Below are 26,797 nucleotides of genomic sequence, written 5' to 3' on the forward strand. Positions count from 1 at the left end.
GGCCCGCCTCCTGTTGATCCCTGAAGTCGGTCCGCCGGCTTACAGCTTGCCGACGACGGCGGCCAGCAGGCCGCCCATGCGCGTGGCGGTGGCCCGGCCGACCTCCAGCACCTCCTCGTGGTTGAGCGGCTCGCCCACCAGCCCGGCACCCGGGTTCGTGACCAGGGAGATGCCCAGCACGTCGGCGCCGCCCTCGCGGGCCGCGATGGCCTCCAGCACGGTGGACATGCCCACCATGTCGCCGCCGAGGATGCGGCACATGCGGACCTCGGCCGGGGTCTCGTACGTCGGGCCGCGGAAGGCCACGTAGACGCCCTCGGCCAGCGACGGGTCGGCCTCGCGGGCCAGCTCGCGCAGGCGCGGGGTGTAGACGTCGGTGAGGTCGACGAAGGTGGCGCCGGTGATCGGGCTGGCACCGGTCAGGTTGATGTGGTCACTGATCAGCACCGCCTCGCCGACCTCCTGGGTCTCGGGGCGCAGGCCCCCGGCGGCGTTGGTCAGCACGACCGTGCCCACCCCGGCCCTGATCGCGGTCCGTACGCCGTGCACGACCGGCTCCACGCCGCGGCCCTCGTAGAGGTGGGTGCGGCCGAGGAAGATCAGCACGTTCTTGCCCGACTCGGTCCTGACGGCGCGGATCCGGCCCGCGTGGCCCTGCACGGCGGGCGGCGCGAAGCCGGGCAGGTCGGTCACCGGGATCTCGGCGACCGTCTCGCCGATCGCGTCGGCGGCCGGGACCCAGCCGGACCCCATCACCAGCGCGACGTCGAAGGAATCCACGCCGACGGCGCTTCTCAGCGCGTCCGCGGCGTCGGTGGCGAGTGCATACGGGTCGTTTGTCACGTCACCGAGCGTACCGGTCGTCCGCCTTCGCACCGCGCCGTGTCTCCTGCGAGCGGCGCGCTCGACCAGGCCCTCGACCTGATCCGGCCGGTGCTCCCGGTGAGCCGCCCGGCGGACTTCCGCGCGTGCTCGCGCGGCCGGTGGCGACGTGGCGCCTCCGGCTCCCCGGGAGTTCCCGGGGAAGGTCGCCCTCAGCTCCCCAGGGAGGTGCAGGGACGGCCGCGCAGCTCCCTGACGTAGTCGTCGGGGGCACCCGCGCGCTCGGCGGCCTCGGCCAGGATGCCGAGGTAGCGAGCCGAGGGCAGCCCGCCCTCGTACCCGTCGAGCACGTAGAACCACGCCACGACCTCGCCCTCCATGGTCTGCACCCGGAGCTTGACCTTGTGGTAGAGGCCGCGGGCCGCGCCCTCCCACTGGTCGAGAGAGCTCTCGTCCCACTCGGGCACGTCGTAGAGGACGACGAAAACCTGGTGGGCGGCGTCTTCGACGATGGAGGCGAGCGCGCCCTCCCAGCCGAGGTCGTTCCCGCCGAAGGTCAGGCGCCAGCCCTGGAGCCAGCCCGTCCCCCTGATCGGGGAGTGAGGGGCCCGCTGGGCCATCTGCTTCGGGTCCATGTTGCTGCCGTAAGCGGCGTAGACAGGCACGGAGACAAACACTAATCCAAGATCCGCGAGACGCTCACCCCGCTTCGAAGCCACGCCGATGTCTCGTGGAATCCCGGTGGTTTTGTGGAGGTTTCGTGGTTTAGGAGGGATGCCGAGCGATGTCCGGTCCCACCATGCGGGAGAATGGGCTATGTGACGAGGATAGTGATCATCGGTGGCGGTCCCGGCGGATACGAGGCGGCGCTGGTCGCCGCCCAACTGGGAGCGCAGGTCACCGTGGTCGAACAGGACGGCCCCGGCGGGGCCTGCGTCCTCACCGACTGCGTACCGTCCAAGACGCTGATCGCCACCTCGGTGCGCAAGCAGGCGCTCCTCGACGCCAGCATGCTGGGGGTCCACTACACCGGCGGCCCCGACGGCGACGTCGGCGGTGTCATCGCCGACATGCCGCTGGTGAACAGGCGCGTCAAGGATCTCGCCCGCGCGCAGTCCGCCGACATCGCCGCCCGGCTGGCGGCGGAGGGCGTCGAGGTGATCAAGGCCCCGGGGCGGCTGGTCGATCCGCAGGTGGTCAGGGCCGGAGACCGGACGATCCGCGCGGACGTCGTCATCGTGGCGACCGGCGCGACCCCGCGCATCCTGACCGGCGCCGAGCCCGACGGCGAGCGCATCCTCACCTGGCGCCAGCTGTACGACCTGGAGGAGCTGCCCGAGCACCTCATCGTGGTCGGCTCCGGCGTCACCGGCGCGGAGTTCGCGGGCGCCTACCGCTCGCTGGGCTCGGAGGTCACGCTCGTCTCCTCCCGCGACCGCATGATGCCCAACGAGGACGCCGACGCCGCCGAGGTCCTCGAAGAGGTCTACCGGCGCCGTGGCATGAACGTCATGGGCCGTTCCCGCGCCGAGTCCGTCAAGCGCACCCCGGACGGCGTGGTCGTCACCCTGGAGGACGGCCGGACCGCCGAGGGCAGCCACTGCCTCATGACGGTCGGCATGGTCCCCAACACCGCGGGGATCGGCCTCGAGGAGGCCGGGATCACCCTCGACAAGGGCGGGTTCATCCAGGTCGACAAGGTCTCCCGCACCTCCGCGCCCGGCGTCTACGCGGCCGGAGACTGCACCGGGGTCCTGATGCTCGCCTCGGTCGCCGCCATGCAGGGCCGGATCGCCGTCTGGCACGCCCTCGGCGAGGCCGTGCACCCGCTCCGTCTGGCCACCGTCGCCTCCGCCATCTTCACCGACCCCGAGATCGCCGCCGTGGGCATCGCCGAGCGGGCGATCGAGAACGGGGAGATCGAGGCCAACATCGTCAAGCTGCCGCTGGCCACCAACGCCCGCGCCAAGATGCAGGGGTTCAACGACGGCTTCGTGAAGCTCTTCTGCCGCCCGAACACCGGCATCATCCTGGGCGGCGTGGTGGTCGCCCCCCGCGCGTCGGAGCTGATCCTGGCGGTCTCGGTCGCCGTCCAGCAGCGGCTGACGGTCGACCAGATCGCCCACACCTTCGCGGTCTACCCCTCCCTGTCCGGCTCCGTCACCGAGGCCGCCCGCCGCCTCATGCAGCCGATGACCCCCAGCGGCATCTGACCCGTCCGTTCGATCTCGTGTCGTCCCGGGCCTCTGAGGCGGTGGCGGCCGAGGCTCAGGGACGGATGCGCAGGACGCGGATGCGCCCGTCGTCGCCGTACTCGAAATGGAACCGCAGGGTCACCGGGCTGCCGGGGAAGTCGCCGGAGATGTCCGCGGTGGCCAGGGTGGCGCCGCCGTCGGTGAGGCCGGCACCGGTGACGGTGTAGGCGACGGCGGGCACGCCGGTGCGCCAGGCGCGGATCGAGGCGATGCCGTGGTGCTCGACTCCCTCGTCCTCCACGGTCGCGTCGTCCGTGAACAGCGCGAAATAGGCGTCCTGGTCGGGCAGGGGAGCCAGCTCGAAGTAGCGGCGGACGGTGCCTGGGATGGTGGGCGCGTCGGACATGGGGACACTTCCTTCGGTGTGGTGGGTGGGCTCGGACGGTCGGATCGGTGGGCAGGGCCGGACGGCCGGCCCGGTGAGCGGGATCAGACGGTCGGCAGGGTGCCGCCGTCGATGACGTGCTCGGCGCCGACGATGGAGGCGGCGCGGTCGGAGACGAGGAACGCGACGAGTTCGGCGACCTCTTCCGGGAGGCTGGGGCGGCCGAGGGGGATGCCCCCGAGGGAGTCCATCAGCTTTCCCAGCGCGGCCTGCCTGTCGATGCCGGAGCCGAGGGCGATGCGGTCGACGAGCTCCTCGGCGGCCGTCGTCCGGATGAAGCCGGGGGCGACGGAGTTGACCCGCACGCCGTGCGGGGCGACCTCGTTGGCCAGGCCCTTGCTGTAGACGGTCAGAGCCCCCTTGGCCGCGGCGTAGGCCAGCGTCGCGTCGTGCAGCGGCATCCGGCGCTGTATCGAGGAGACGTGCACGATCGCGCCGGAGCGGTTCTCGATCATGCCGGGCAGGAGCCCGCGGTCCAGGCGGACGGCGCCCAGCAGGTTGGTGTTGAGCTCCCTGTCCCACGCGTCGTCGTCCAGGGCGGCGAAGCCTCCGGCGGGCGAGCCGGAGCCGCCGAGGTTGTGGACCAGGATGTCGACGCCGCCGAGGCGGTCGAGAACCTGCTCGACGATGCTGTCGGTGCCCTCGCGGGTGGAGACGTCGGCCGCGATGAACAGCTTGGGGTCGACGTCGTCCGGCCGGGTGCGGGCGGTCACCAGCACCGTGGCGCCGGCCCGCGCGAGACGCCTGGCGATGGCGGCGCCCGTGCCCTTGGTGCCGCCGGTGACCAGGGCGCGCCTCCCGTCGAGGGAGTCGCCGATGGAGGTCTCCACGATGTGCTCCGTTCCGGGTACGGGCACGCCGGGGCCCGCACCCCCAGTTGCTGCTAAAATAGGAGTGAGTCACTTCGACTTTAGCAGTAACTATTCGAGGAGGGGTAACGGTGGCGAGCCGGATCAGGCTGGAAGATCGTGAATGCCCGCTGTCGACGACGGTGGCCCACGTCGGGGAGTGGTGGACGCTGCTGATCCTGCACGACGCCTTCGACGGCTACACCCGCTTCGACGAGTTCCAGGAGAACCTGGGCATCTCCTCCAGCATGCTGACCAGCCGCCTGAAGACCCTCGTCGCCGACGGGCTGCTGGAACGCCGCGCCTACCAGAGCAACCCCACCCGCCACGAGTACGTCCTGACCGAGCTGGGCCGGTCCCTGCGCCCGGTGATCGTCGCACTGGCGGCCTGGGGCAACTCCCGGCTCGACCCGTCACAGCGCGCCATGATCCTCGTCGACGCCGCCACCGGCCAGGAGGTCGAGCCCGCCGTCGTCGATGCCGCCACCGGCCGCCGCCTCGACTCCAGCGAGGAGTTCGTCTTCGCCGCCGGTCCCGTCGCGAGCGAGCTCATGCGCGCCCGCTACGCCCGCACGCCCGGGAACGGCGATGCAGGCCGGAGCCGGGTCTGACGCGGACGGGTTCGGGGCCGCCGCACCGGTGCGCGCCGTGCTCCCACTTCCCGCGACGCTGTCAGGAGATGCGGGCGGCGGAGGTCCACGAGGCGTACAGGTCGGCGTAGACGCCGTCCTGCCGCACCAGCTCGGCGTGGGGGCCGCGCTGGACGATGCGGCCGTGCTCGAACACCAGCACCTCGTCGGCCGTCTCGGCTGTGGACAGGCGGTGAGCGATCGAGACGGCCGTACGGCCCCGGGCGACGTTGTCCAGCGCCCGGGCGATGCGCACCTCGGTCGCGGGGTCGACCGAGGAGGTCGCCTCGTCCAGCAGCAGCAGGCCGGGGTCGGTCAGGTACGCCCGGGCCAGGGCGACCAGCTGGCGCTCGCCGGCCGACAGCGACTCGCCGCGCTGGCCGACGGAGGTGGCCAACCCCGCGGGCAGTCCTTCCAGCCAGTCGGTCAGGTCGAGCTCGGCCATCGCCAGGGCGATGTCGTCGTCGGTGGCGGAGGGACGGCCGTAGCGGATGTTGTCGGCCAGGGTGCCGTCGAACAGGAAGCCGTCCTGCGGGACCATGACGACGCGCTCGCGCAGCGAGGAGAAGCGGATTCGGCGCAGGTCCACCCCGTCGACCAGAACGCGCCCGCTGCTGGGGTCCATCAGCCGGGTGAGCAGCTTGGCGAAGGTCGTCTTGCCCGAGCCGGTCTCCCCCACGACAGCGACGCGCGTGCGCGGCGCGATCTCCACCGTGACCTCGTGCAGCACCCGCGGGCCGTCGGGGTAGTGAAAGCCCACGCCCTCGAAGGACACCGTGATCGGGCCGCGCGGCAGCACCGCGCCCTTCTTTCCCGGGTCGGCGACGTCGGCGGGAGTGTCCAGGACGCTGAGCACGCGCCGCCAGCCGGCGACAGCGTTCTGCGCCTCGTTGAGCACCTCGGTGAGGGCCTGCAGCGGGCTGATGAACAACGTGACCAGGAAGAGGAACGCCACCAGCCGCCCGGCCGAGATCGTGCCGTCCACCCCCAGCCGCACTCCCAGCACGACGACGACGCCGAGCACGATCGCGCCGACCAGTTCGGTGGTGGGGAAGGTGAACGCGGTGATCTTCTGGGCACGGGTCTGCGCCGCCTGTTGGGCGCCGATGGCCTGGTCGACGCGTCGCGCGGTGCACTTCTCCGAGCCATGGGCCCGGATCACCGCGGTGCCCACCACCGACTCGCTCACCACCGCCAGCACCTCACCGGTGCGCTCACGTACCTGGGTGTAGGCGCGGGTCGCCCAGCGCTGGAACCTCGGCAGCACGACGACCAGTGGAAGGAAGCAGGCCCAGACCACCAGCGCGAGCTGCCAGGAGTAGACGGCCATCAGCACGCCGGCGATGAGCAGCCGGCCCACCGAGATGATGACCATGAGGCCACCCCGCTGCATGAAAGTGCTGATCTGGTCCACGTCGCCGGTGACCCGGGAGACCATGGCGCCGCGCCGCTCGGTGTTCTGGGTGAGCACCGACAGGTCGTGGACGTGCCGGAACGCCCTGCCGCGCAGCCCGGCGAGGCCGGACTCGGTGGAGCGATAAAGCCGAACGTTCATCAGGTAGCCGCACAGCGCGGTCAGCAGCACGGCGGCGGCGCACAGCAGGACGGCCCGGGTGATGAAGCCGATGTCCGGTAACCCTGTGTCCGTGAGGCCCCAGTCGATGACCTGCTGCATCGCGATGGGGACGATCATCTTGCCGACCGTGGCGAGCACGGCCAGCAGCAGCGTCACCGGCAGCCCGGTGCGGAATTCCGGCGACAGCGCGAGGCCGTGTCGCAGCGTTCCCAGTGCGTCCCGCTCCTCCGTCCGCAGGCCCGCCCCCGGTTTGGCGGCGGTGGCGCCGCGTTCTTCCACCCGCGCCGTCATGCGTTGATTTCCTCACGGACGTCGAGCGTCGCGCGCTCGGCCCTCTCGCGCTCATAGGCGGTGACGAGGTTGCGGTAGCCCTCGCAGTGGGCCAGCAGTTCCTCGTGGGCACCGCGGTCGGCCACTCGTCCCTGTTCCAGGTAGACGACCTCGTCAGCCAGTGCGATCGTCTCCATCCGGTAGGCCACCACGATCACCGTGGCGTCGACGGAACCGTCGCGCAGGCCGGACAGGATGCGGCTTTCGACCTGGGCGTCCACGCTGGAGGTGGCATCGTCCAAGATGAGCGTCCGGGGCCGCCGGACCAGGGCGCGGGCCAGTGCCAGCCGCTGACGCTGTCCGCCCGACAGCGTCGTACCGCGTTCACCGACGCGCGTGTCCAGGCCCTCGGGCAGGGCGCGGACGAAGCCGTCGGCCTGCGCCAGGCGCAGCGCCGCCCACAAGCGCTCATCCGGCATCCTCTCCCCGGCCCCGAGGGTCAGGTTGCCGCGCACCGTGTCGTCGAACAAGAACGTCTGCTGCGGCACCAGCGCCGCGGCGCGGCTCACCTCCCCATGCGCGACGTCCCGCAGGTCCACCCCGTCGATCAGCACCCGGCCCTCGTCCGGGTCGATCAGCCGGACCAGAAGCTGGGTCAGCGTCGACTTGCCCGACCCGGTCGGGCCCACGATCGCAACCGTGCGGCCCGGCCAGGCCACGAAGCTCACCCCCGACAGCACCGGAGCGCCGGGCAGGTACCCGAAGCTCAGGCCGCGGACCTCCAGCTCGGCCGGGCCCTGCGATCCCAGGCGGGCCGGCCCGTACTCCATGGACCCGGACGCCCTCAGCACCTCCCGCACCCGTCGCCAGCCCACCACGCTGCGCGGCAGCTCGGCGAGCACCCAGCCGAGCGCGCGGATCGGGAAGGCGAGCAGCGTGAACAGGTAGGCCACCTGGACCAGCTCACCGGAGGTGACGTCCCCCGCGGCCAGGCGCAGCGAGCCGAACAACAACACCGCCAGCACGCCGAGCGTCGTCATCGTCTCCAGCAGCGGGTCGAACAGGCCGCGCACCCGGCCGACCGCGATGTTGGCCTCGCGCAGCCGGTCGGCCGCGGCCTGGAAGCGCTCGGCCTCGGTGTCCTCCCGGCCCAGGGTCTTGACGACCAGGGCCCCCTCGAAGCTCTCGTGCGCGATCTCGCTGACCTCGGCGCGCAACTGCTGGGCTCGCGTCACCAGCGGGGAGAGCCTGCGCTGGTAGACGAAATTGAGCACGGCGATCGCCGGGAAGATCAAGAAGCCGAGCAGGGTGAGCACCGGGTCCACGGCCATGGTGGCGACGGCCGCGGTGAACAGCATGACGACCACACCGACCGCCAGCGGCAGCGGGCCGAGCGGGGCCCAGACGGCCTCGATGTCGGAGCTGACGATGGACAGCAGCCGTCCGGTCGGGTGCCGATGGTGCCAGGCGAGCGGCAGCCGCAGGTACTGACGGGTCACCAGGCGGCGCCAACGTGCCTGCATCCGGTACTGCATGACGCCGGCGACCACCCTTCGGGCGATGAGCCCCAGCGCCTTGAGCACCGTCACGCCCGCGATCAGCAGCGCGGCGGTGACCAGCGTGCCGGTGGCCGCGTGGCCCGTTCGAAAGGCAGGCAGAACCGCGTGCTCGGTGGCCCAGCCCAGCGCCCAGGAGGACGCGACTGTCATCGAACCGTAGAGGGAGCTGCCCAGCACGGCGCCGGCGAAGATGCGCGGCTCACTGCGGATGGCGTACCCGATGACATTGAACCCCTGCCGCATGACGGTCGTGCCGTCTCCGCGCCCGCTCGGCACGCGGTGGCCTCTCGACGAGGGGCGGGACGTGGCGAGGCCGGTTCGAAGCCGCCGCAGGACGGGTCCGAGACCCACCATCCGTAACATCGTGATTACTCCCATGTTTACCACTGACCGCCAAGTATCTTTACTCAGGCTGTAAGGGTTCAGCGCATGCGCAAACCACCCGAAAAGCCCATATGAGGCAGGGGGTACCCGCCCCCACCCGGTCAGCGACAACCTTTATGTATGGGAATCATGCAGATTAAGGGCGCCCAAAACACCGTATTTTTTCACTCTCGGTGCAAAAGATCGTGGACGGCTGGGGCGCCGACTCACGGGGCGGTCCACCTCGAAACTCCCGTGACAGCGGGCACCGCGACACCAGGGAAGGCGGGCACAGGTGCCCGCCGCCTGAGGTGGGTGAGCGACGCCGAGTGGTCGTCCCCGCGCGAGGCCACGCGGCAGGAAGCGGCGCCGGCCGCTACGCGACCTCGCCCGGCACGGATCCACGCGAGGTGGCGGGCGACCGCCGCTCCGCGTGCCGGCGCAGTGCCCGGATCGCCAGCTCCGCGTGAACCAGCGCGCCGTCGGAGAGCACTCCGTCGTCGAACACCGCTCGCGGGCTGTGGTTGATCGGCGCCGTGGCCGGATCGTCCGCGGCGCTCGCGTCCAGGATGAGATAGCAGCCGGGCACCTCGCCGAGCACCTCGGAGAAGTCCTCCGCGGCGCTCACCGGGGACGCCATCGGGACGAACCGGTCCGCGCCGAGCACCTCGGAGACCACCGTACGGGCGAACTCGTACTGCTTCTCGTCGTTCACCGTCACCGGGTAGCCCTCGATGTAGTCGACCTCGGCGGTCAGCCCGTACGCCTCGGCGATGTGCAGGCACAGCCGGGTGACCTCGCCGGGCAGCCGCGTCTGGTTCGCCGGCGAGAAGGTGCGTACCGTGGCGTTGATCGTGGCCGTGTCGGGAATGGTGTTGGACGTGGTCCCGGCATTGATGAAGCCGACCGTGACGACCACCGGGTCGAAGACGTCGAAGCGCCGGGTGACCATGGTCTGCAACGAGGTCACGATCTCCGCCGCCACCGTGACCGGGTCGCGGCTCAGGTGCGGCATGGAGGCGTGCCCGCCGACTCCGCGCACGGTCACCCTGAGCTCCGCCATCGACGCCATCAACGGGCCGGGCCTGCTGCGGAACAGGCCGGCGGGGGCCCCGTACGAGCGCACGTGCATGCCGTACGCCGAGGAGACCCGTGGTCCCGCCGCGTCCAGCACCCCTTCCTCGATCATGCGGGCGGCGCCGTTCCAGCCCTCCTCGCCCGGCTGGAACATGAACACCACGTCGCCGGCCAGTGCGTCGCGGTGCGCGCTGAGCAGCCGGGCCGCGCCGACCAGCATCGCCGTGTGCAGGTCGTGCCCACAGGCGTGCATGGCGCCGTCCACCTGGCTCGCGTGGTCCAACCCGGTCAGCTCGGTGATCGGCAGGGCGTCCATGTCGGCGCGCAGCAGCACCGCGGGGGCGGGTTCGCCGCCGGGATCCGCCTCGCCGGGTCGCCCGCCGCGCAGCACCGCGGTCACCGAGCTCAACGACCGGCCCGGGGTGATCTCCAACCCCAGCCCTGACAGCTCGTCCAGCACCGCCCGCTGGGTGCGTGGCAGGTGGAGGCCGATCTCCGGGTGCCGATGGAGGTCACGCCGCAGCCGTACGAGGTCGTCCTGCAGGGCTGCGGCGTCGTCGCGCAGCCGGTTCGGTGGCTTCATTGAACATTCCGATCGTCAGGCCGGCCGGGCGGGCCCGGCCGGCGGGGATGTGGTGAGGAAGGACGTCTTGGAGCGGGCCGGCTCAGCCGGCCAGCATCCCGGCCAGCTCGCGCGGGTACACCAGGTGCGGGAAGTGGCCGCTGCCGGACAGCACGGTGACGGTGACGTCCGGCAGGGCGGACTTCAGCCATCCCTCGTACGCCGGATCCGGCGAACGGCCGGCCACGTAGTGGTACGGCACCCCGCTGGACCGGATCACGCCCAGCAGGTGGGTCTGGCGGCGGCCGAGCTCCTCGGCGGAGGTGACCAGGATCTCGTTCCAGTAGCCGAGGAGCAGGTCCTGCCGCGGATCGGTGGCCGTGGAGACCAGGTCCCGCGCCGCCGGCGGCAACCGGTCGACCTGCATGTCGCCGAGCATCCGGTCCCAGATCTCACGCCAGGACGGGCTGCGTAGCACCGGTTCGGCCTGCCGCAGGACATCGCCGAACCTGCCCGCGAGCAACGGCTGGTCGAGGTTGACCACGCCACGGGTCGTGTGGGCCGCGGCGTACCTGGTCACCAGCACGGCCCCGAGCGAGTGCCCCACGACGATCGGCGCGGCGAGTCCGGCCTCGGTCACCGCCGCGTGGAGGGCGGCCACGACCTTGTCGAGGTCGTAGCCGTCCCATCGCGCCGACCCCCCGTGCCCGGGCAGGTCGAGTGTGAGCACCCGCCGGCCCGGATCGACGGTCGCCAGTTCGTCCAGCAGCGGTCCCCACTGGCGGCGGTCGTACGTGAGACCGTGCAGGAAGACCAGCGGCGGGCGGTCGTCGTCCGTGCCCCGGATGTCACCGGCCAGGCCACCGAAAAACCGGATGTCACGTGTGTCCGTCATGTCCCCCTCTTTTCGCAAAGGAATCTCACCCAGAGGGCGTAACCGAGGGGGGCACGATTTGTACGTGACGCAGGCCACAGCCATCCGGGGCCGGTTGGGCGCGCTGGAGGTCCGCGCCGGAGATCTTCCCGCCGGACACCGAGAAGTCGTGGTGGGCGCGCCCCCCGGCCGAACCGGCCGAACCGGCCGGAGCCCGGTGGGCCGGCGGCCGCTGTCCATCGGCGCGTCGCCGGTCGGCCGACAGGACCCGCAGCGTGTCGCCGATGACCTCGCCGTCCGCCCAGGCACGGATGGCGTCGTGGCCGGTGACGGTCCGCCGGACGTCGATGATCTTGCCGTCCGCGGTGAAGGAGTCCACCCTCACGGAGGGAACGCATCAGATCCGAAGTCAACCGTCGAGAGACTTCCAGCCGCGACCACCGAGCCTGAGCGTCGGAGGGCAGAGCCTCAGAACCGGTAAGGGCCGGTCGCGGCAAGCCGTTACGCTGCACAGATGGCCTTGATTGGACGCCAAAGGGAGCTCGCCGCAGTGGCACGGCTGCTCGACCGGGCCGCGGCAGGGGACAGCGGCCAGCTTGTCGTCACCGGTCCGCCCGGCTCGGGCAAGTCGGCGCTGATCGACGCCGCCGCGGACCTGGCCCGCGAACGGAAGATCCCGGTTTTCCGTGCGACCGCCCCCACCGTGTCCTGGCTTCAGTCGCCGGATCGCCTCGCCCAGGCGGCTGACGGCCCGCGCCTGCTCCTCATCGACGACGTCGACCACGCCGACACGTTCGCCGTCGATTTCCCAGCCTTGCCGGCTCGGCTCGTGTCCGGCGCGACGATCCTGGTCACGACCGCCGTGGAACCCACCGGACTGAAGCCGGAGCTGCGGTTGCGTGGCCTGACGGAACCGGAGCTCGCCGAGCTGAGCCCGGGCCTGTCCGCCGACGCGGTCCACGCGGTGTGGCTGGCCTCGGGCGGGCTGCCCGGAGCCGCACTCGGCCTCGCCGATGAGCTGGCTCGGCTCGACGTCACCTGCGACCCGGTCCTCCACCTGGCGCTGACCGCGCCGTCGCGGACGGAGTTCCTCGATCTCGACCCCGGTCTCATCCGTCTGCTGGAGGCCGCAGCCGAACGCACGCAGGCTCCTGGCTCCCGGGCCCGTGTGCTGGCCAGGCTCGCGCGCGAACTGCTGGGCGACCCGTCGGCCGGACGGCGCCGGCGTACGCTGATCGACGAGGCGGTGACGCTGGCCCAGGAGGTCGGCACTCCCGGCGCGATCGCCGAGGTCCTCGACTCCGGGCTGCACGCGCTGTGGGATCCCGCGGCCGCCCACGAACGGCTGGCCACCGCGTCGGAGATCGTGACGCAGGCCCGGCGGGCCGGGGACGCTGAGGCCGAGCGGCGCGGACTGTTCTGGCGTTTCATCGCCCTGGCAGAGCTGGGAGAACTGGAGGCGGCCGAGTCCGCGCTGACGGCCTACGCGCGGGCCAGCTCACTGGCCGGCGACTCCGAGGCGGCGGTGGTGGTGCTGGCGCGTCAGGCGATGCTGGCGACGATCCGGGGACGGTTCGACACGGCGGCCACGCTTGCCGCCGAGGTGGGCGTACTGGGCGGGCGTGTAGGGCTCGCGGACACGGAACGCCTGGTCGGGACGCTGCGCGCCGCCCTGGCCATGATGCGCGGCGAGTACGACTCGCTCATGGCTCCCTGGCATGACATTGCCCGACGGCTGCCCGGTCACTTCTTCGAGGCCGCCGCCGCCCGGGCACTGGCCGAGTCCGGGCGGGGCGACGAGGCAAGTCTTGAGCTCGAACGACTGCTGCCGGCTGTTCTCGCCGGATCGGGGCCGCGCTGGCTCGGAGTGTGCGCCGACCTGGCAATCGTGGCGGCGCTGGTCGGCGAACCGGCGGCGGCCCAGGCCCTGTACGACGCGCTGGCCCCCTACCACAGGCGTTTGGTCGTTTCGGGCGGCGCTAACATGATCAGCGGCCCGGTCGACGACTACCTGGGCCGGCTCGCCATGCGACTTGGCCGGCTCGACCTCGCGATAACCCACCTGGACGTCGCAGTGACGCTGGAGCGACGGCTCGGAGCGCTGCCTTGGCTCGCCGGCACGCTGGCCGCCCGGGCACGGGCGCTGACCGCCCGCGACGGTGCAGGCGACCTGCTCCGGGCGGAGGAAGACCTGGACCAGGCTCGCTCGATCGCGCAGCGCCTCGGCATGGGAGCGTTCCTGACCACCCTGACTCCACCGGCAAACGAGTGGTCTCTGCACCGCGACGGCGAGGGCTGGCGACTGGACGCCGGCACCGAGGTGGCCCGGTTGCGTGACGGACGCGGCATGGAGTACCTGCGGATCCTGCTGGCTGCGCCCAGGCGAGAGATCGCCGCGCTGGACCTCGTCGCAGGAGGAGCCGGCCTCACCGTCCCCCACGGCGCCCCGATTCTCGACGCCGTCGCCCGCGCGGCCTACCGGCGCCGACTGGAGGCGCTCGCCGAGGAACTCGACGCGGCCGACCGGGCCGGCGACGCCGAACGGGCAAGGGTGGTCCAGGAGGAGCGGACCGCCCTGCTGGCCGAGCTGCGCAAGGCCACCGGGCTGGGCGGGCGGGCCCGCAGCCAGTCCGGCGAGGCCGAGCGGGCCCGGGTCAACGCGACCCGGGCGTTGTGGACGGCGGTCAAACGGGTGGAGGCGGCGGCGCCCCTGGCCGGGGCCCACCTGCGGGCTTCACTGCGCACCGGCCATCTCTTCCGGTACCAGCCCGCACCGGGCGGCCCTGCTCGCTGGGTGCTGTGATCCACATCACATACAAATCATGCACGGTGAAGTTACGCCTCCCAGAGTGAAACCTTCAGCCTCGGGGAGGCTGACATGTCCGACATCCATTCCAGGCCGTCATCCGTCATCCCGGAGAGGACCGACCAGGCGGCCGATCCGAAGTCCGTAGGCTCTAGTGCACGCGGGAGCGGAGACGGTCCAGGGCGGCCCCGCCGTCCTGGACGGCGCGGGCCACGAAGTGCAGCTCCTCCGGGCGGCGGGCGACCAGAAGAGCCTGCTTGGCCGCCTCGTAGGCGTCGAGGGCGAGGCGCCAGTCGCGGTCGGCGGTCATGCCGCCGCGCCCGCTGACCTGGAACTCGTAGTCGAGCTGGTCGATCCCCTCGCCCAGCCGGGTGATGTCCTCCTCGGCGCCGCGCCGCATCATGACGAACTGGGCGTTGCGCCGGGTCCGCCGCTGGGCGCTGACACCCCAGGCCACCACGGTCAGCGCCAGGCCCACGGCGCTGAGCACGACCATGACCAGTCCCACGGACGGGCCGCCGCTCGGGGCGGGCTCGTCCCCGGGGGCGTCCCTCTCCTCGGTCTTGAAGATGTCGAGATCGGACAGCGAGGTCGGCACCGCGACGGTGAGACCGGTGGGCTTGCCCTTGGAACCGGTGAGGTCGGCGTCGTCGGCCTGGATGAAGGACGCGCCCTCGACCAGCGCGCCGGTGAAGTCGGCGCCGTCCAGCTCGGCCTGGGTGAACTCGGCCTCGCTCACGTCGGCGTCCTTGAACGTCGCGTTGCGCAGGTTCGCCTGGCTCATCTTGGCCTCGCGGAGCTTGGCCCGGGTGAAGTCGGCCTTGCGCGCCTTGAGCTGGCCGGGGGTGCTCTCCTCCAGGTCGGCGTCGATCAGCTTGGCGTTGGTGAAGTCGACCTGGGTCAGCTCGGCCCTGGTCAGGGTCGCCCCGGTCAGGTTCGCGTGCGGGAACTCCGCCTGCCCCGCCTCCGCGTCGATCAGGATCGCGCCCCGCAGGTCGGCGTGGTCGGCGTGCATCTGGCCCAGGTCGGCCTCGGAGAGGTCGGCGCCCCGCAGGTCGGCGTACTTCAGCGTGGCCTGCGTGAGGTTGGCCTGCTTGAGCGAGGCGTCGCGCAGGATCGCTCCGGTGAGGTCCTTCTGGAGCAGCTCCACGCCGTCCAGCTTGGCCTTGGTCAGGTCGGCACAGCGCAGGACGGCGGGGAGCTGTGCTCCCCGCGTGAAGTCCTTGCCACGCAGGTTGACGCCCTGACCGGGCTTGCACGGCCCGGCCGCGGCCTGGGCGGGAGAGATCACTGTCCCCGACAGCGCGAAGATCGCGGCGATGAGAGCCAGGGGGATGGAACGACGCACGGGAGCCTCCTTCAAAGCAGCCCCGATCGTGTCAGCGGATCATTGCATCACGCTAGACACCCGCTTGCACCCTTTTCTGCCGGGTGCTCGCGGTCACACGTCCCAGGTGACGGGGAGGCTCTTGACCCCGTAGATGTCCGCGGTCTCCGGGCGCAGGGGGACCTCTTCGGCCGGTACGGCCAGGCGCAGCGTGGGGAAGCGGTTGAACAGCGCGGGGAAGGCGACCCGCATCTCGACGCGGGCCAGCTGCTGGCCCAGGCACTGGTGGATGCCGTGGCCGAAGGCCAGGTGCCCGCCGTCCTGCCTGCGCAGGTCGAGCGCGTGGGGATCGGCGAAGCGCTCGGGGTCGCGGTTGGCGGTGTTGTAGGACAGGATGACCGTCGCGCCGGCCTTGATGGTCCGGCCGCCCAGCTCGACGTCCTCCAGAGCGACCCGCATGAACTGCTTGGCGACGCTCAGATACCGCAGCAGCTCCTCCACGGCCCCGTCGGCGAGCCCGGAATCGGCGCGCAGCGCGGCCAGCTGCTCCGGGTTCCGCAGCAGCGCGAAGGTGCCCAGCGCCAGCATGTTCGCGGTGGTGTCGAACCCGGCCGCCAGCAGGATCAGGGCGACACCCCGCAGCTCCTCGTCGGTCAGATCGCTGTCGGTGAGGTCGCTGAGCACGTCGTCGGTGGGGTCGGCGCGCTTGGCGGCCACCAGCTCCGCGAGGTACTCCTGGGTCGCCGCGTAGGCCGCGAACAGTTCCTCGTCGCCGGCCTCCCCGCCGAGGAACTTGTCGATGTGCTCCTGGAAGGAGCCCCGGTCCTCGTACGGCACGCCCAGCAGCTCACAGATGATGACGGAGGGGATGGGCTTGGCGAACGCGGTCACCAGGTCCGCCGACGGCCCGGCCTTCTCCATCGCGTCCAGGTGCTCGGCGGTGACCTGCTCGACGCGCTCGGTGAGCAGCCGCATCCGCCGTACGGTGAACTTGCCCACCAGCGGTTTGCGGTAGCGGCTGTGCTGCGGATCGTCCATCAGCAGGAACTCGCCGGGCGGCGCCGGGGGGACCTCGATGTCGCCGTAGTCGATCAGCGGGTGGTGGCGCATGAGCTCCTTGCGCGAGCTGAACCGCGAGTCGGCCAGGACCGACCGGACCAGGTCGTATCCGGTGACCAGCCAGCCCTCGTGCCCGTCGGGGAAGGTGTAGCGGCTGATCGGGCCGTGCTCGCGGGCCTGGACCAGCTCCTTGGGCGGGTCGAAGGGGCAGCCGGGCTGGCGCGCGGCCGGCAGCGTGGCGAGGGTGTGCTCCATGGTCGTTCCTCTCGTCGGCCTGGGTGCTACTCGAGATATTACGTGTTTCTGGCGGCTCGGAAACCACGTCGCGTTCAGAAGTTCTGTCAACCACGGGAGGTGCGCTCAGGCGAGTACCCGGCGTCGATCGCGGTGATGGCGCCGCGTGAAGACGCGATGACGCGTTTTCCGTGGCTCCGAGGCCGTACTCGCCGGACCGTTCATGGCGTCCACCGTCGCCGACCGCGCTGATACCGGGCCGTCGCCGTGCTGACACGGCCGCTGACACGGTTCGGCACAATGACTGATGTGCGAGTTGGACTGCTCGGGCCGTTCGAGGTCCGGAACCGCGACGGGGCCGTGGTTGAGGTTCCCGGGATCAGGCTGCGCGCGCTGCTGGCCGCACTCGCCCTCGAACCCGGTCGGATCGTCACGCGCGCGAGGCTGGTGGACTGGATCTGGGGGCGACGGCCGCCCGCGGACGAGGTGAACGCCCTGCAGGCGCTGGTGTCCAGGCTGCGCAGGGTGCTGCCGGACGGTGTGATCGAGGCGGAGTCCGGCGGGTACCGGCTGGCGGTGGCTCCCGACGCCGTGGACGTGTGCCGGTTCGAGCAGCTGGTCGGTCAGGCCCGCGCCGCCGCCGAGCCCGCGGCGCGGGCGGACCTGCTGCGCTCGGCCCTGGCGTTGTGGCGCGGTACGGCCATGGCGGACGTCGCACCGCGCGACAGCGACGTGTTCGACGCCGCGGTCGCGCGGCTGGACGAACTCCACGTCGCCGCGCTCGGGGATCGGGTGGAGGCGGATGTTCGCCTCGGCCGCGGTTCGGAGCTGGTCTCCGAGCTGACCGAGCTGGTCGCCACGTATCCGCTGCGGGAGGGGTTCGTGGCGGCCCTGATGCGCGCGCTCGCCGAGGCGGGGCGCGGTGCCGAGGCGTTGACCGTGTACCAGCGGACGCGCGAGCGGCTCGCCGAGGAGCTGGGCGCCGATCCGTCGGCCGAGCTCTCCGCGCTGCACACCGCGTTGCTGCGGGGCGAGCTGGGCGAGCGGGCGGAGAACCACAGGACGAACCTGCGCGCCGGGCTGACGAGTTTCGTCGGCAAGAACGACGACGTCTCCGAGGTCGCGGGTCTGTCGACCAGGCACCGGCTGGTCACCTTGACGGGGGCGGGTGGCTCCGGCAAGACGAGGCTGGCCACGGAGACCGCGCGGACGATGCTCGCCGAGCTGCCGGACGGGGCGTGGCTGATCGAACTGGCCTCGGTCCGGGCGGGCGGTGAGCCGGCGCAGGCCGCCCTCGCCGCGATCGGCCTGCGTGACCAGGCGCTGCTCGGCGGCGCGCGGGGCGGGGAACCGATGGATCGGCTCATCGCCGCGCTCCGGGAGCGCGCGATCCTGCTGATCCTGGACAACTGCGAGCACATGATCGAGGCGGCGGCGGCTTTCGCGGACCGGCTTCTGGGAGAGTGCCGGAGACTGCGGATCCTGGCCACGAGCAGGGAACCACTCGGCATCACCGGGGAGGTGCTGTGGCAGGTCGAGCCGCTCGCGCTGCCCGCGGAGGGAGCGGACCCCGCCGAGGTCGGGTCCTCGCCCGCGGTGCGGCTGTTGCGGGACCGCGCGGGCCTGCTGCGCAAGGACATCGGCTCTGACGCGCACACCCTGTCGGCCCTGGCGCGGATCTGCCGGGCGCTCGACGGGATGCCGCTGGCGATCGAACTGGCCGCGGCGCGGCTGCGCACCATGTCCGTCGATCAGCTGGCACGCCGGCTCGATGACCGGTTCCGTCTGCTGACCGGCGGCAGCCGTACGGCGCTTCCCCGGCACAAGACGCTGCGCGCGGTCGTGGACTGGAGCTGGGATCTGCTGAGCGAGGCCGAACGCGGCGTGCTGCGGCGGCTCTCGGTGTTCTCCGGCGGGGCGAGCCTGGAGGCGGCCGAACGGGTGTGCGGGGACGAGACGTTCGCCGGGGAGCAGGTGCTCGACGTGCTGACCGCGTTGATCGAGAAGTCGCTGCTGCTCGCCGACGGCGAGGGCACGCCGCGCTATCGCATGCTCGACACCATCAGGGAGTACGCGGCGCACCGGCTCGCCGAGGCCGGGGAGACCGAGCCGGCGCGCCGGGCGCACCTCGCCTACTTCACCGAGCTGGCCGAGACGGCCGATCCGCACCTGCGCCGGGCCGGGCAGCTGGAGTGGCTGTCCACGCTCGACGCCGAGCGAGACAACATCGGTGCGGGCCTGCGCGGGGCGATCGCCGAGGGGTGGGCGCAGGAGGCGATGCGGCTGGTCGCGGCCGTGGGCTGGTACTGGTACCTCAGCGGGCACAGGGCCGAGGGCACCGAGTTGAGCATCGCGGCGGCCTCGCTGCCCGGTGAGGTGTCCGATGATGTGCGGGCGATGGCGTACACCATCGTGACGGTGTTCGTGACCTCCGGGCCCGGCCGCGATCAGTATCAGGCGCGGGAGTGGATCCACGAGGCGCACCGGCTCATCCGGCGCGGCGGGCATCGCAACTCGCTGCTCGGGTTCATCGAGCCGCTGGAGCGGATGCTGCGGGAACCGACGGAGTTCCTGCCCGCGTTCGAACCGCTCATCGCCGGCGACGATCCGTGGGTGCGCGCGCAGGCCAGGCTCACCCGTGGCCGGCTGCGGCTCACGCTCGACGGAGACGAGACCGACGTGGACGCCGACATCGAGATCGCACTCGCCGGGTTCCGCACGCTGGGCGATCGGTGGGGGATCTCGATGGCGCTGACCTTCCTGGCCGACCGGCTCGCCGCGCGCGGCGAGCTCGCACGCGCGTGCGAGCACTACGAGGAGGCGGGCGTGGCGCTGACCGAGGTGGGCGCGACCGAGGACGTGGTCGGCCTGCGGGCGCGGCAGGCTCAGCTGTACTGGCTGCTCGGCGACGAGCGGTCCAGCACGTCCGCCATGGCCGAGGCGCAGCGGTGCACGGGCGAGATCGCCTGGCCGGACACGCTCGCCGAGCTGGCGCTCTCGAAGGCGCAGCTGGCGCGCTGGCGCGGCGAGCCGGACGAGGCGCACCGGCACCTGGCCACGGTGCGGACGATGCTGGGCAACGGGGAACTGAGCGACAAGGTTCGCGCCAGGGCCAAGATCATGGACCTGTACGGCTACCTCACCGAGGATCTCGAGAAGACCCGCGCGCATCGGGCCGAGGCGTTCCGCGCGGCTGTGGAGACGATGTACCCGCCGCTGATCGCCGAGGTGCTGATCGGGATCGCGGATCTCGCGCTGCGCCAGGGACGGTACGAGCAGGCCGCGCGACTGCTCGCGGCGAGCGACGGCGTGCGCGGCACGCCGGACCGTTCGCAGCCGGACGCTTCCAGGATCGCCGAGGACACGCGGAACCGCCTCGGTGAGACCGCGTTCACCGAGGCGACCCGTGCCGGTGGGCGGCGGGACTGGCGCGAGCTGGCCGAGATCACGCTCGCCTCGTGAACGACGCGCGCGCCCGGTGCGTCGCGGGCCGACGCCTTCGCGCTGACTCGGGCCAGGTTCACCAAGACGGTCATAGGACGTGCCAAGCGCTCCAGATGCTTGCCGATCTCAGGACAGAGCCACTGCGGCAAGGGTCGATACAGACGCGGCGGAACGCGAACGATGCCTTGGTGCTATCTGGTAGCACCAGGTAGCACGCGGAGATAGGATTCATGGGTGCGCACTCCTGAGCCTGACCACTCCCACCAGATCTCCCAGCGCGATCTGCGCAACCGGTCAGCGGAGATCATGGATGGACTGGAACGCGGAGAGCGCTATGCCGTCACACGCAACGGCCACCACATCGGCGATCTGGTTCCCCTCCGCCGTCGGCGCCGGGCCGTCTCGCGGGCCGATTTCGCCGCCGTGTCACGCGGCATGCCGCTCCTGGACGACCGAAAATACCGCGAGGACATGGATCACAACGTCAACGACGACCCCTACGACCCTTACGACCGCGCCTACGACAGAGGCGAGTTCGCGGAGGACGGGGAATGACCTCCGCTCAAGGGTTGCTCGACACCAACATTCTCATCCTGCGCGCTGGAATCGACCCCGACGAGCTGCCGGACGAGATGATGATCAGCGCCATCACCACCGCGGAGCTATCGGTCGGAGTACTGACGGCCGGCGGAGCGCAGGAACTCGCCCAGCGGATGAGAATCCTGCAAACCGCCGAGGCCGAGTTCGACCCCCTGCCCTTCGATGACAACGCCGCCCGGGAATACGGTCAGTTATGGACCGCCGTCATCGCCTCCGGTCGTAAACCCCGCCCCCGGACAGCCGACCTGATGATCGCTTGCGTGGCGATCGCGAACCGGCTCCCCCTTTACACCTGCAATCCGAAGGACTTCAAGGGCTTGGACCACCTGCTCACCGTGGTCCCGGTCACCAGGCCCCGGTGAGGCTCAGATGTTCTCCCTGCCTACTGGACGTTTCTCTCCCGGAAAAGACTGAAATCCCAGCTCAAAAACTCCACCACCGGCCCTCCGGGGTCGGTGAGGATCGCAACATCGGCACTGGCTCGGTGGTGAGCACTCCGCGCGGCCAGCACGTTCCTCTGAGGCCGTCGGGGTTGTAACGATCAAGGCTTCGGGTCACCGGATGCTCGTACGGCGAAGCCGCCGGGTGGTAGGCGCAGGCCGTCTACCTCGTGTTCCTCGTCGCTGTGGTTGATGGCGAAGAGCCATTCGCCGCGTCGTACGAGTTCCACGGGGGCGGGTTTCAGGCCGAGCAGGTGGGCGTACGCGGTGTCGGACAGGCGGGTGGAGACGTAGAGGGCGGTGCCGGAGCCGTAGGGGTGGCGGGTGATGGCGGGTTGGCCGGAGAGAGGGGTGCCGGAGGTGTGCGGGCCGGTGTAGACGGCGAGGGCCTCGGCGCCTTCGAGGTGGACGTGCTCGCTCCAGAACGTTCCGGTCTCCGGCCGGTCGCCCCGGTCGCCCCGGTGGCCCCGGTCCTCCTGGTCGTCCCACTCGCCCTGGTCGCCGTCGAGGACGTCCGGAGGGGACAGGGTGAGGACGACGTCGGGAGGTAGGGGATGGAACTCCTCGACGCGGATGCCGAGGAGGTCGCGCAGGGCGCCGGGGTGACCGCCGAGGCGGACGCGGGCGTGTTCGTCGGCGACGCCGCTGAGGTAGGAGACCACGAGGGTGCCGCCGCCGGAGACGTAGCGGCGCAGGTTGTCGGCGTCGGCGTCGGCGAGGAGATACAGGGCGGGGACGAGTACGAGCGGGTAGGCCGACAGGTCGGCGGAGGGGTGGACGAGGTCGGCGGTGACGCCGTGCCGGTAGAGGACCCGGTGGGCCTGGCGTACGGTCTCGGTGTAGTCCAGCTCGGTGGAGGGCAGGCCGGGGGACTGGAGCGCCCAGTTCGCCTCGGCGTCCCAGAGGACCGCGGCCCCGGCCTCGACGGGGGCCGCGCAGGCGTCCTTCAACGTGGGCAGCAGGGCGCCCAGGTCGCAGATCTCGCGGAAGATTCGCGAGTCGGGTCCGGCGTGCGGGACCATGCCGCCGTGCCATAGCTCGGCGCCGCCCCGGGAGGCTCGCCACTGGAAGAACATCGCGCCCCGCGAGCCGCGCGCGATGTGCGACAGGCTCAGCCTGGTGATCTCACCGGGGCGCTTGGCGAGCATCCGCGGGCCGGTGTAGGTGACCACCGCCTGCTCCATCAGCAGCCAGGGTTTTCCGGGGGCCGGGCCGCGTTCAGGGGCATGCTCCGTGGCCGGGCTCGGGTCCGCTGCTGGGCTGTGCTCCGGGGCTGGACCCGGGTCCGCGGCCGGGCCGCGCTCCGGGTTCGCGGCCCAGCCGCGGGCCAGGTCGGCGGCGAAGGCGGTCTCGGCGGGCGGGTCGGCCGACGGGTAGTGGTCGATCGCGACGAGGTCGACCTCGGCCGCCCAGTGGCGGTGGTTCACCGGCGCCCAGTCGCCGAGGACGAAGTTCGTGGTGACCGGGACGCCGGGGGTGAGCTCCCGCAATACGGCCTTCTGCTCGCGGAAGTGGTCGAGCATCGCGTCGGAGACGAACCGGCGGAAGTCGAGGACCTGGGAGGGGTTGGGCAGGTACTGGGTGGCGCGGGGTGGGGTGATCTGCTCCCACGCGGAGTAGTGCTGGCTCCAGAACGAGGTGGTCCAGGCGTCGTTCAGCGCGTCCAGGGTGCCGTGCCGGGCGCGCAGCCAGGTCCTGAAGGCCGAGGCGGCGTGCTCGCAGTGGCACGCGGTGCCGTACTCGTTGTGGACGTGCCACATGGCGAGCGCCGGGTGGTCGCGGTAGCGCTCGGCGAGGCTGCGGGCGACGCGGACGCAGGCGGCGCGGTAGGCGGGGGCGTGCACGCAGTAGGTGTCGCGGCTGCCGTGGGTGAGCCGGACGCCGTCGGGGGTGACGGTGAGCGCGTCGGGGTGGGCGAGGCCGAACCAGGGGGGAGGGGAGGCGGTCGGGGTGGCGAGGTCGACCCCGATGCCGCCGTCGTGCAGCAGGTCGAGGATGTCGTCGAGCCACCCGAAGTCGTGGACGCCGGGTGACGGCTCCAGCCGGGCCCAGGAGAACACCCCGACGCTGACCAGGTTGACCCCGGCCCGCCGCATCAGCGCGACGTCCTCCTTCCAGACCTCCTGCGGCCACTGCTCGGGGTTGTAGTCCCCGCCGTAGCACAGCGCGCCGAACCGCCCAGGCCAGTCCACGGCCACTCCTCTATTTGGATGGAGGATAAACTAATTATCACGGGTCGCCGGTCCCGTTCAAGGGCGCGGACTCCGGTCCGCGCGCTCATGCCTCCCCGCTCGCGGCTTCCAGGTCACCTCACCCGCGGACGACTCATGTGAGGAATCGGGCGCCGGGGCGTCGTGCGAGCCTTCTCGTGAAGACGGCGGCGGGGTGCGGGCAATAACAGCGTCCGTTGCCCCACGAAAGGCATCCTCCGTATGAGAGTCAACAGCGATCGTCCCCCTGATCGCGCCCTTCCCGATCTGGTCCTTCCCGCCTCGTTCCTCGCGGACGACGTGGGCGACGCGGGTGACCTGGCCGAGGGCGCCGTACCGGGGGAGCCCGCCGTCGCGAGTGACGCCGACGTGATCCGGCTGTCGCTGCGCGATCCGGAGTTCCGCCCGGTCCCGCGCCTCGTGGTCGCGGTCGTCGCGGCCACCGTCGTGGCGGGGGCGGTGACGACGACGGTGATCGCGCGGGGTTCCGGCGAGGACAGGCCGCTCACGCTCGCGGCCATGGGGGCCCTGGTGCCGGAGTGGCACGACGGGGATCCCGAGATCGTCGTGTTCTTCTGCGAGGACGACTCGCCTTTCGTCTCGTGCGGTGGCGGCGGCTTTCCCGAGGACGACGGCGGCTCGGGTCCTCCGCCGGACCCCATCCTGGGGGGCGAGGCCGCCACGCCACGGGACAAGGCGGTGGTCGAGCGGACGCTCGGGGCCATGCCGCAGGTGGAGGCGATCTCCTTCGTGGACAAACGTGAGGCGTACGCCGAATTCCGCCGCGACGAGCCGAAGCTGGCCCAGCGCATCGTCGAGGCGAACATGACGGAGTCGTTCACGCTGAAGATGAGGCCGGGGACCGACTGGAACACCGTGATCGAGACGGCCAAGACGCTGCCGGGAGTGGCCAGCGTGTTCAACCGCAAGTGCATCACCGAGAACCTTCGGAAGATCTCCGAGGGGAACAGGGGCCTGTGCGCTCCCGGGGGCCTCGACTCCTGACGGACCCGTCCGAGGGGGCTGCGGGTCGGAGGCATTGACGTTTGTTGGTTTGGACGTAAAACTAATTCAGCAAACGAGAGCCCGAGTGCTGGAGTCCCCATGCCTTACCGCCCTCCCCTGGTCGCGCACGAGTACTTCGTCGCCGATCCGCCGGAGCTGCCCGTCCGTTCGCACGGCGAGGGCGGCCTGTCGGCGCTGATCTCGGCGGAGCCGGTGGCCTCCGACGCGGCCGGGGTGATCCTGAAGGCGGTGACCTCGGCGGAGGAGACGCTCCTGGTCCAGGTGGGCGTGGCGGGCGAGGGGGTGATCCGGGTCAGGCTCGGGCAGGACGCGGACGCGCGGACCAGGTCGGCCGCCGCGATCTCCATGGTCACGCCGGGGGAGTTCGCCGGGGCGCGGGTGGAGAGCCGCGAAGGGACGATCGTGCTCGACGCGGGATCGCTCCGCGCGGAGATCACTTTGGCACCCTGGCACCTGAGGTTCACCGACGCGAGCGGGGCGCCGCTGCTGGAGCAGGACCGGGGGCACACCGACATCAGCGGCCGGTTGCGCACGCTGCCGTTCGGCCGCTCCAGCGCGGACGGCGCGGTGGTCGGCTACCACGAGAGCTTCGCGGCCCCCGCCGACGAGGCGTTCGGCGGTTTCGGCGAGTCGTTCACCCGGCTCGACAAGCGCGGCCAGCGGCCGGTGATGTGGAACTTCGACGCGTTCGGCGCCGAGTCGCAGCGGGCGTACAAGAACATCCCGTTCTACCTGTCCAGCAGGGGTTACGGGGTGCTGGTGGACAGCGGGACGCCGGTGGAGTTCGACGTGTGCCAGTCCACGCACAGCTGCGTGCAGATCGTGGTCCCCGACGACCTGATCGACTACTACGTGATCGCCGGGCCCACCCCGCCGGAGGTGCTCGGCCGGTACGACCTGCTGACCTGCCGCCCGCTGCTCCCGCCGAAGTGGGCGTTCGGCACCTGGATCTCCTCGGGGTTCTTCGTCGACACCCAGGAGCGGGTGATGGCCAGGGCGCGGCGGATCCGCGAGCGGGGGATCCCGTGCGACGTGCTCCATCTGGACACGTACTGGCAGACGGACGGGCACTGGTCGGACATGCGCTGGGACGCGGAGGGCTTTCCCGACCCGGCGGGGATGCTGGCCGAGCTGGACGCGATGGGCTTCAAGGTCTGCCTGTGGATGAACCCGTACATCTCCCACCTCAGCCCGGCCTTCCCGCCCGCCGCCGAAAGCGGATATTTCCTTAAAAAGCCGGATGGTGAGGTCTACGTGGCCGACTGCTGGCACGGCTCCTACCCGGCCTGCGGCATCGTCGACTTCACCAACCCCGCCGCCGTGGAGTGGTTCAAGGGGCTGCTCCGCCCGCTGCTGGAGCAGGGCGTCCAGGTCTTCAAGACCGACTTCGCCGAGGGCGTGCCGCACGACGCGGTCGCGGCCAACGGCATGTCGGGCACCGACCTGCACAACGTCTACACGCTGCTGTTCAACGACGCCGTCTCCGAGGTGACCCGGGAGATCGCCGGGCACGGCATGGTGTGGGCGCGCTCGTCGTTCCTCGGCGGGCAGCGGCACTCGGCGCAGTGGAGCGGCGACACCTACACCAGCTACGCCGCGATGGGCAGCACCCTGCGCGGCGGGCTGGCGCACGGCCTGTCCGGCGTCCCGTTCTGGAGCCACGACGCGGGCGGGTTCACCGGCCGGCCCACCGACGACCTGTACGTCAGGTGGACCCAGTTCGGCGCGCTCTCCCCGCTGCTGCGCCTGCACGGCACCACCAGCCGGGAGCCGTGGGAGTTCCCCGAGGTCGAGGCGGAGGCGGTCGAGGCGCTGAGACTGCGCTACCGGCTCATGCCGTACATCTACACGGCGGCCGTCGAGGCCGCCAGGACCGGGGCGCCGATGATGCGGGCGCTGTGCGTCGACCACCCGGACGACCCGGTGGCCTGGCAGGCCGACCTGCAGTATCTCCTCGGCCGTGACCTGCTGGTGGCGCCGATGACCTCGCCGGAGCAGGTCAGGAGGGTCTACCTGCCGCACGGGGAGTGGGTGGACCACTGGACGGGCGAGATCCTGCCCGGCGGCCGGTACGTCACGGTCGCCCCGCCGCTGGACCGCGTCCCCCTCTTCGCCCGGCGCGGCGCGATCGTCCCCGTCCTCGCCGACCCGGGCGGGACCGTCGGGGACGGGCCGTTCGGGGAGATCACCCTGGTCGCGTACGGCGTCGGCGGCGGTTCCGGCCCGGACGCGGGTCCGTACACCGGCTCCGGATCCGGGGAGAACGGCGAGATCCGTACCACCGTCTCCGACCTCGACGGGGACACCACGATCACCGCGGTTCCCGAGGGGGAGGGCCTGCGGATGACCGTCTCGGGGAGCGCGCGGATCGCGGACGTCGAGCTGGTGGGCCCAGGCGTCCCGATCGTCATCACCACCATCTAGGAGAAGA

20 protein-coding genes are annotated in these 26,797 nt (G+C 71.5%); 8 read left to right on the forward strand and 12 right to left on the reverse strand.

Going from position 1 to position 26,797, the window contains the following annotated elements:
* Positions 1-39: 39 nt before the first annotated feature.
* Both ACVCAG_RS38545 and ACVCAG_RS38550 read right to left on the reverse strand, forming a co-directional pair.
* A complete protein-coding gene (locus ACVCAG_RS38545; protein WP_440087926.1) occupies positions 40-843 on the reverse strand; it encodes a purine-nucleoside phosphorylase in 804 nt (267 codons plus the stop codon).
* Between the two features lie 191 nt (positions 844-1,034).
* Positions 1,035-1,487 carry a gamma-glutamylcyclotransferase gene (locus ACVCAG_RS38550; RefSeq protein WP_440087927.1) on the reverse strand — a complete coding sequence of 151 codons (453 nt, stop codon included), beginning with the start codon at positions 1,485-1,487 and terminating at the stop codon, positions 1,035-1,037.
* Between the two features lie 153 nt (positions 1,488-1,640).
* Between ACVCAG_RS38550 and ACVCAG_RS38555 the strand changes: the two genes are divergently transcribed.
* A complete protein-coding gene (locus ACVCAG_RS38555; RefSeq protein WP_440087928.1) occupies positions 1,641-3,035 on the forward strand; it encodes an NAD(P)H-quinone dehydrogenase in 1,395 nt (464 codons plus the stop codon).
* A gap of 55 nt (positions 3,036-3,090) precedes the next feature.
* Here the strand turns inward: ACVCAG_RS38555 and ACVCAG_RS38560 are convergent, their stop codons facing one another.
* Together ACVCAG_RS38560 and ACVCAG_RS38565 are read right to left on the reverse strand one after the other, a co-directional pair.
* Positions 3,091-3,423: a nuclear transport factor 2 family protein gene (locus tag ACVCAG_RS38560; protein WP_440087929.1), complete on the reverse strand. Its 333-nt coding sequence runs from the start codon at positions 3,421-3,423 to the stop codon at positions 3,091-3,093.
* An 83-nt stretch (positions 3,424-3,506) separates the two neighbouring features.
* Entirely contained in the window at positions 3,507-4,292 is a 786-nt protein-coding gene (locus ACVCAG_RS38565) for an SDR family oxidoreductase (RefSeq protein WP_447191324.1), read from the reverse strand.
* Between the two features lie 110 nt (positions 4,293-4,402).
* Here ACVCAG_RS38565 and ACVCAG_RS38570 point away from each other — a divergent pair, with 110 nt between their 5' ends.
* Complete coding sequence (locus ACVCAG_RS38570; RefSeq protein ID WP_440087931.1) at positions 4,403-4,921, forward strand: winged helix-turn-helix transcriptional regulator; 519 nt, start codon at positions 4,403-4,405, stop codon at positions 4,919-4,921.
* Positions 4,922-4,982: 61 nt separating this feature from the next.
* Here ACVCAG_RS38570 and ACVCAG_RS38575 read toward each other — a convergent pair whose 3' ends face one another.
* The 5 genes from ACVCAG_RS38575 to ACVCAG_RS38595 all read right to left on the reverse strand — a co-directional run bounded on the left by ACVCAG_RS38575 (position 4,983) and on the right by ACVCAG_RS38595 (position 11,605).
* Complete coding sequence (locus ACVCAG_RS38575) at positions 4,983-6,806, reverse strand: ABC transporter ATP-binding protein (RefSeq protein ID WP_447191325.1); 1,824 nt, start codon at positions 6,804-6,806, stop codon at positions 4,983-4,985.
* A complete protein-coding gene (locus ACVCAG_RS38580; protein ID WP_440087974.1) occupies positions 6,803-8,587 on the reverse strand; it encodes an ABC transporter transmembrane domain-containing protein in 1,785 nt (594 codons plus the stop codon). The genes ACVCAG_RS38575 and ACVCAG_RS38580 overlap by 4 nt, the downstream gene beginning before the upstream one ends.
* A 496-nt stretch (positions 8,588-9,083) precedes the next feature.
* On the reverse strand, positions 9,084-10,367 hold the full coding sequence (locus ACVCAG_RS38585; RefSeq protein WP_447191326.1) for a M20 metallopeptidase family protein: 1,284 nt from the start codon (positions 10,365-10,367) through the stop codon (positions 9,084-9,086).
* An 82-nt stretch (positions 10,368-10,449) separates the two neighbouring features.
* Positions 10,450-11,241, reverse strand: a complete 792-nt coding sequence (locus ACVCAG_RS38590; protein WP_440087934.1) for an alpha/beta fold hydrolase — start codon at positions 11,239-11,241, stop codon at positions 10,450-10,452.
* Between the two features lie 25 nt (positions 11,242-11,266).
* A complete protein-coding gene (locus tag ACVCAG_RS38595; RefSeq protein WP_440087935.1) occupies positions 11,267-11,605 on the reverse strand; it encodes a hypothetical protein in 339 nt (112 codons plus the stop codon).
* 129 nt (positions 11,606-11,734) lie between these two features.
* Between ACVCAG_RS38595 and ACVCAG_RS38600 the strand changes: the two genes are divergently transcribed.
* Positions 11,735-14,023, forward strand: coding sequence for an AAA family ATPase (locus ACVCAG_RS38600; protein WP_440087936.1), 2,289 nt, complete (start codon positions 11,735-11,737; stop codon positions 14,021-14,023).
* Between the two features lie 154 nt (positions 14,024-14,177).
* Here the strand turns inward: ACVCAG_RS38600 and ACVCAG_RS38605 are convergent, their stop codons facing one another.
* Together ACVCAG_RS38605 and ACVCAG_RS38610 are read right to left on the reverse strand one after the other, a co-directional pair.
* Entirely contained in the window at positions 14,178-15,374 is a 1,197-nt protein-coding gene (locus ACVCAG_RS38605) for a pentapeptide repeat-containing protein (protein ID WP_440087937.1), read from the reverse strand.
* 93 nt (positions 15,375-15,467) lie between these two features.
* Positions 15,468-16,667 (reverse strand): cytochrome P450, encoded by a 1,200-nt coding sequence (locus tag ACVCAG_RS38610; protein ID WP_440087938.1) that lies wholly within the window; start codon positions 16,665-16,667, stop codon positions 15,468-15,470.
* A 279-nt stretch (positions 16,668-16,946) separates the two neighbouring features.
* Between ACVCAG_RS38610 and ACVCAG_RS38615 the strand changes: the two genes are divergently transcribed.
* From ACVCAG_RS38615 to ACVCAG_RS38625, 3 genes are all read left to right on the forward strand, one after another.
* A complete protein-coding gene (locus tag ACVCAG_RS38615; RefSeq protein WP_447191327.1) occupies positions 16,947-20,108 on the forward strand; it encodes a BTAD domain-containing putative transcriptional regulator in 3,162 nt (1,053 codons plus the stop codon).
* A gap of 216 nt (positions 20,109-20,324) precedes the next feature.
* Positions 20,325-20,645: a type II toxin-antitoxin system Phd/YefM family antitoxin gene (locus tag ACVCAG_RS38620; RefSeq protein WP_447191328.1), complete on the forward strand. Its 321-nt coding sequence runs from the start codon at positions 20,325-20,327 to the stop codon at positions 20,643-20,645.
* Entirely contained in the window at positions 20,642-21,052 is a 411-nt protein-coding gene (locus ACVCAG_RS38625) for a type II toxin-antitoxin system VapC family toxin (protein WP_440087941.1), read from the forward strand. The genes ACVCAG_RS38620 and ACVCAG_RS38625 overlap by 4 nt, the downstream gene beginning before the upstream one ends.
* Positions 21,053-21,231: 179 nt before the next feature.
* Here the strand turns inward: ACVCAG_RS38625 and ACVCAG_RS38630 are convergent, their stop codons facing one another.
* Positions 21,232-23,322, reverse strand: coding sequence for a beta-galactosidase (locus ACVCAG_RS38630; RefSeq protein WP_447191329.1), 2,091 nt, complete (start codon positions 23,320-23,322; stop codon positions 21,232-21,234).
* A gap of 240 nt (positions 23,323-23,562) precedes the next feature.
* Between ACVCAG_RS38630 and ACVCAG_RS38635 the strand changes: the two genes are divergently transcribed.
* Positions 23,563-24,345 (forward strand): permease-like cell division protein FtsX, encoded by a 783-nt coding sequence (locus ACVCAG_RS38635; RefSeq protein WP_440087943.1) that lies wholly within the window; start codon positions 23,563-23,565, stop codon positions 24,343-24,345.
* A gap of 99 nt (positions 24,346-24,444) precedes the next feature.
* Positions 24,445-26,790: a TIM-barrel domain-containing protein gene (locus tag ACVCAG_RS38640; protein ID WP_440087944.1), complete on the forward strand. Its 2,346-nt coding sequence runs from the start codon at positions 24,445-24,447 to the stop codon at positions 26,788-26,790.
* Positions 26,791-26,797 lie beyond the last annotated feature (7 nt).

Source organism: Streptosporangium sp. G12, from assembly GCF_052983175.1.

Excerpts from the sequence above, each read along its gene's own strand:
- ACVCAG_RS38625 (WP_440087941.1), top strand. The coding sequence starts at position 20,642 with ATGACCTCCGCTCAAGGGTTGCTCGACACCAACATTCTCATCCTGCGC.
- ACVCAG_RS38590 (WP_440087934.1), bottom strand. The coding sequence starts at position 11,241 with ATGACGGACACACGTGACATCCGGTTTTTCGGTGGCCTGGCCGGTGAC.
- ACVCAG_RS38585 (WP_447191326.1), bottom strand. The coding sequence starts at position 10,367 with ATGAAGCCACCGAACCGGCTGCGCGACGACGCCGCAGCCCTGCAGGAC.
- ACVCAG_RS38635 (WP_440087943.1), top strand. The coding sequence starts at position 23,563 with ATGAGAGTCAACAGCGATCGTCCCCCTGATCGCGCCCTTCCCGATCTG.
- ACVCAG_RS38640 (WP_440087944.1), top strand. The coding sequence starts at position 24,445 with ATGCCTTACCGCCCTCCCCTGGTCGCGCACGAGTACTTCGTCGCCGAT.
- ACVCAG_RS38560 (WP_440087929.1), bottom strand. The coding sequence starts at position 3,423 with ATGTCCGACGCGCCCACCATCCCAGGCACCGTCCGCCGCTACTTCGAG.
- ACVCAG_RS38610 (WP_440087938.1), bottom strand. The coding sequence starts at position 16,667 with ATGGAGCACACCCTCGCCACGCTGCCGGCCGCGCGCCAGCCCGGCTGC.
- ACVCAG_RS38580 (WP_440087974.1), bottom strand. The coding sequence starts at position 8,587 with ATGCGGCAGGGGTTCAATGTCATCGGGTACGCCATCCGCAGTGAGCCG.
- ACVCAG_RS38575 (WP_447191325.1), bottom strand. The coding sequence starts at position 6,806 with ATGACGGCGCGGGTGGAAGAACGCGGCGCCACCGCCGCCAAACCGGGG.
- ACVCAG_RS38600 (WP_440087936.1), top strand. The coding sequence starts at position 11,735 with ATGGCCTTGATTGGACGCCAAAGGGAGCTCGCCGCAGTGGCACGGCTG.
- ACVCAG_RS38615 (WP_447191327.1), top strand. The coding sequence starts at position 16,947 with ATGACTGATGTGCGAGTTGGACTGCTCGGGCCGTTCGAGGTCCGGAAC.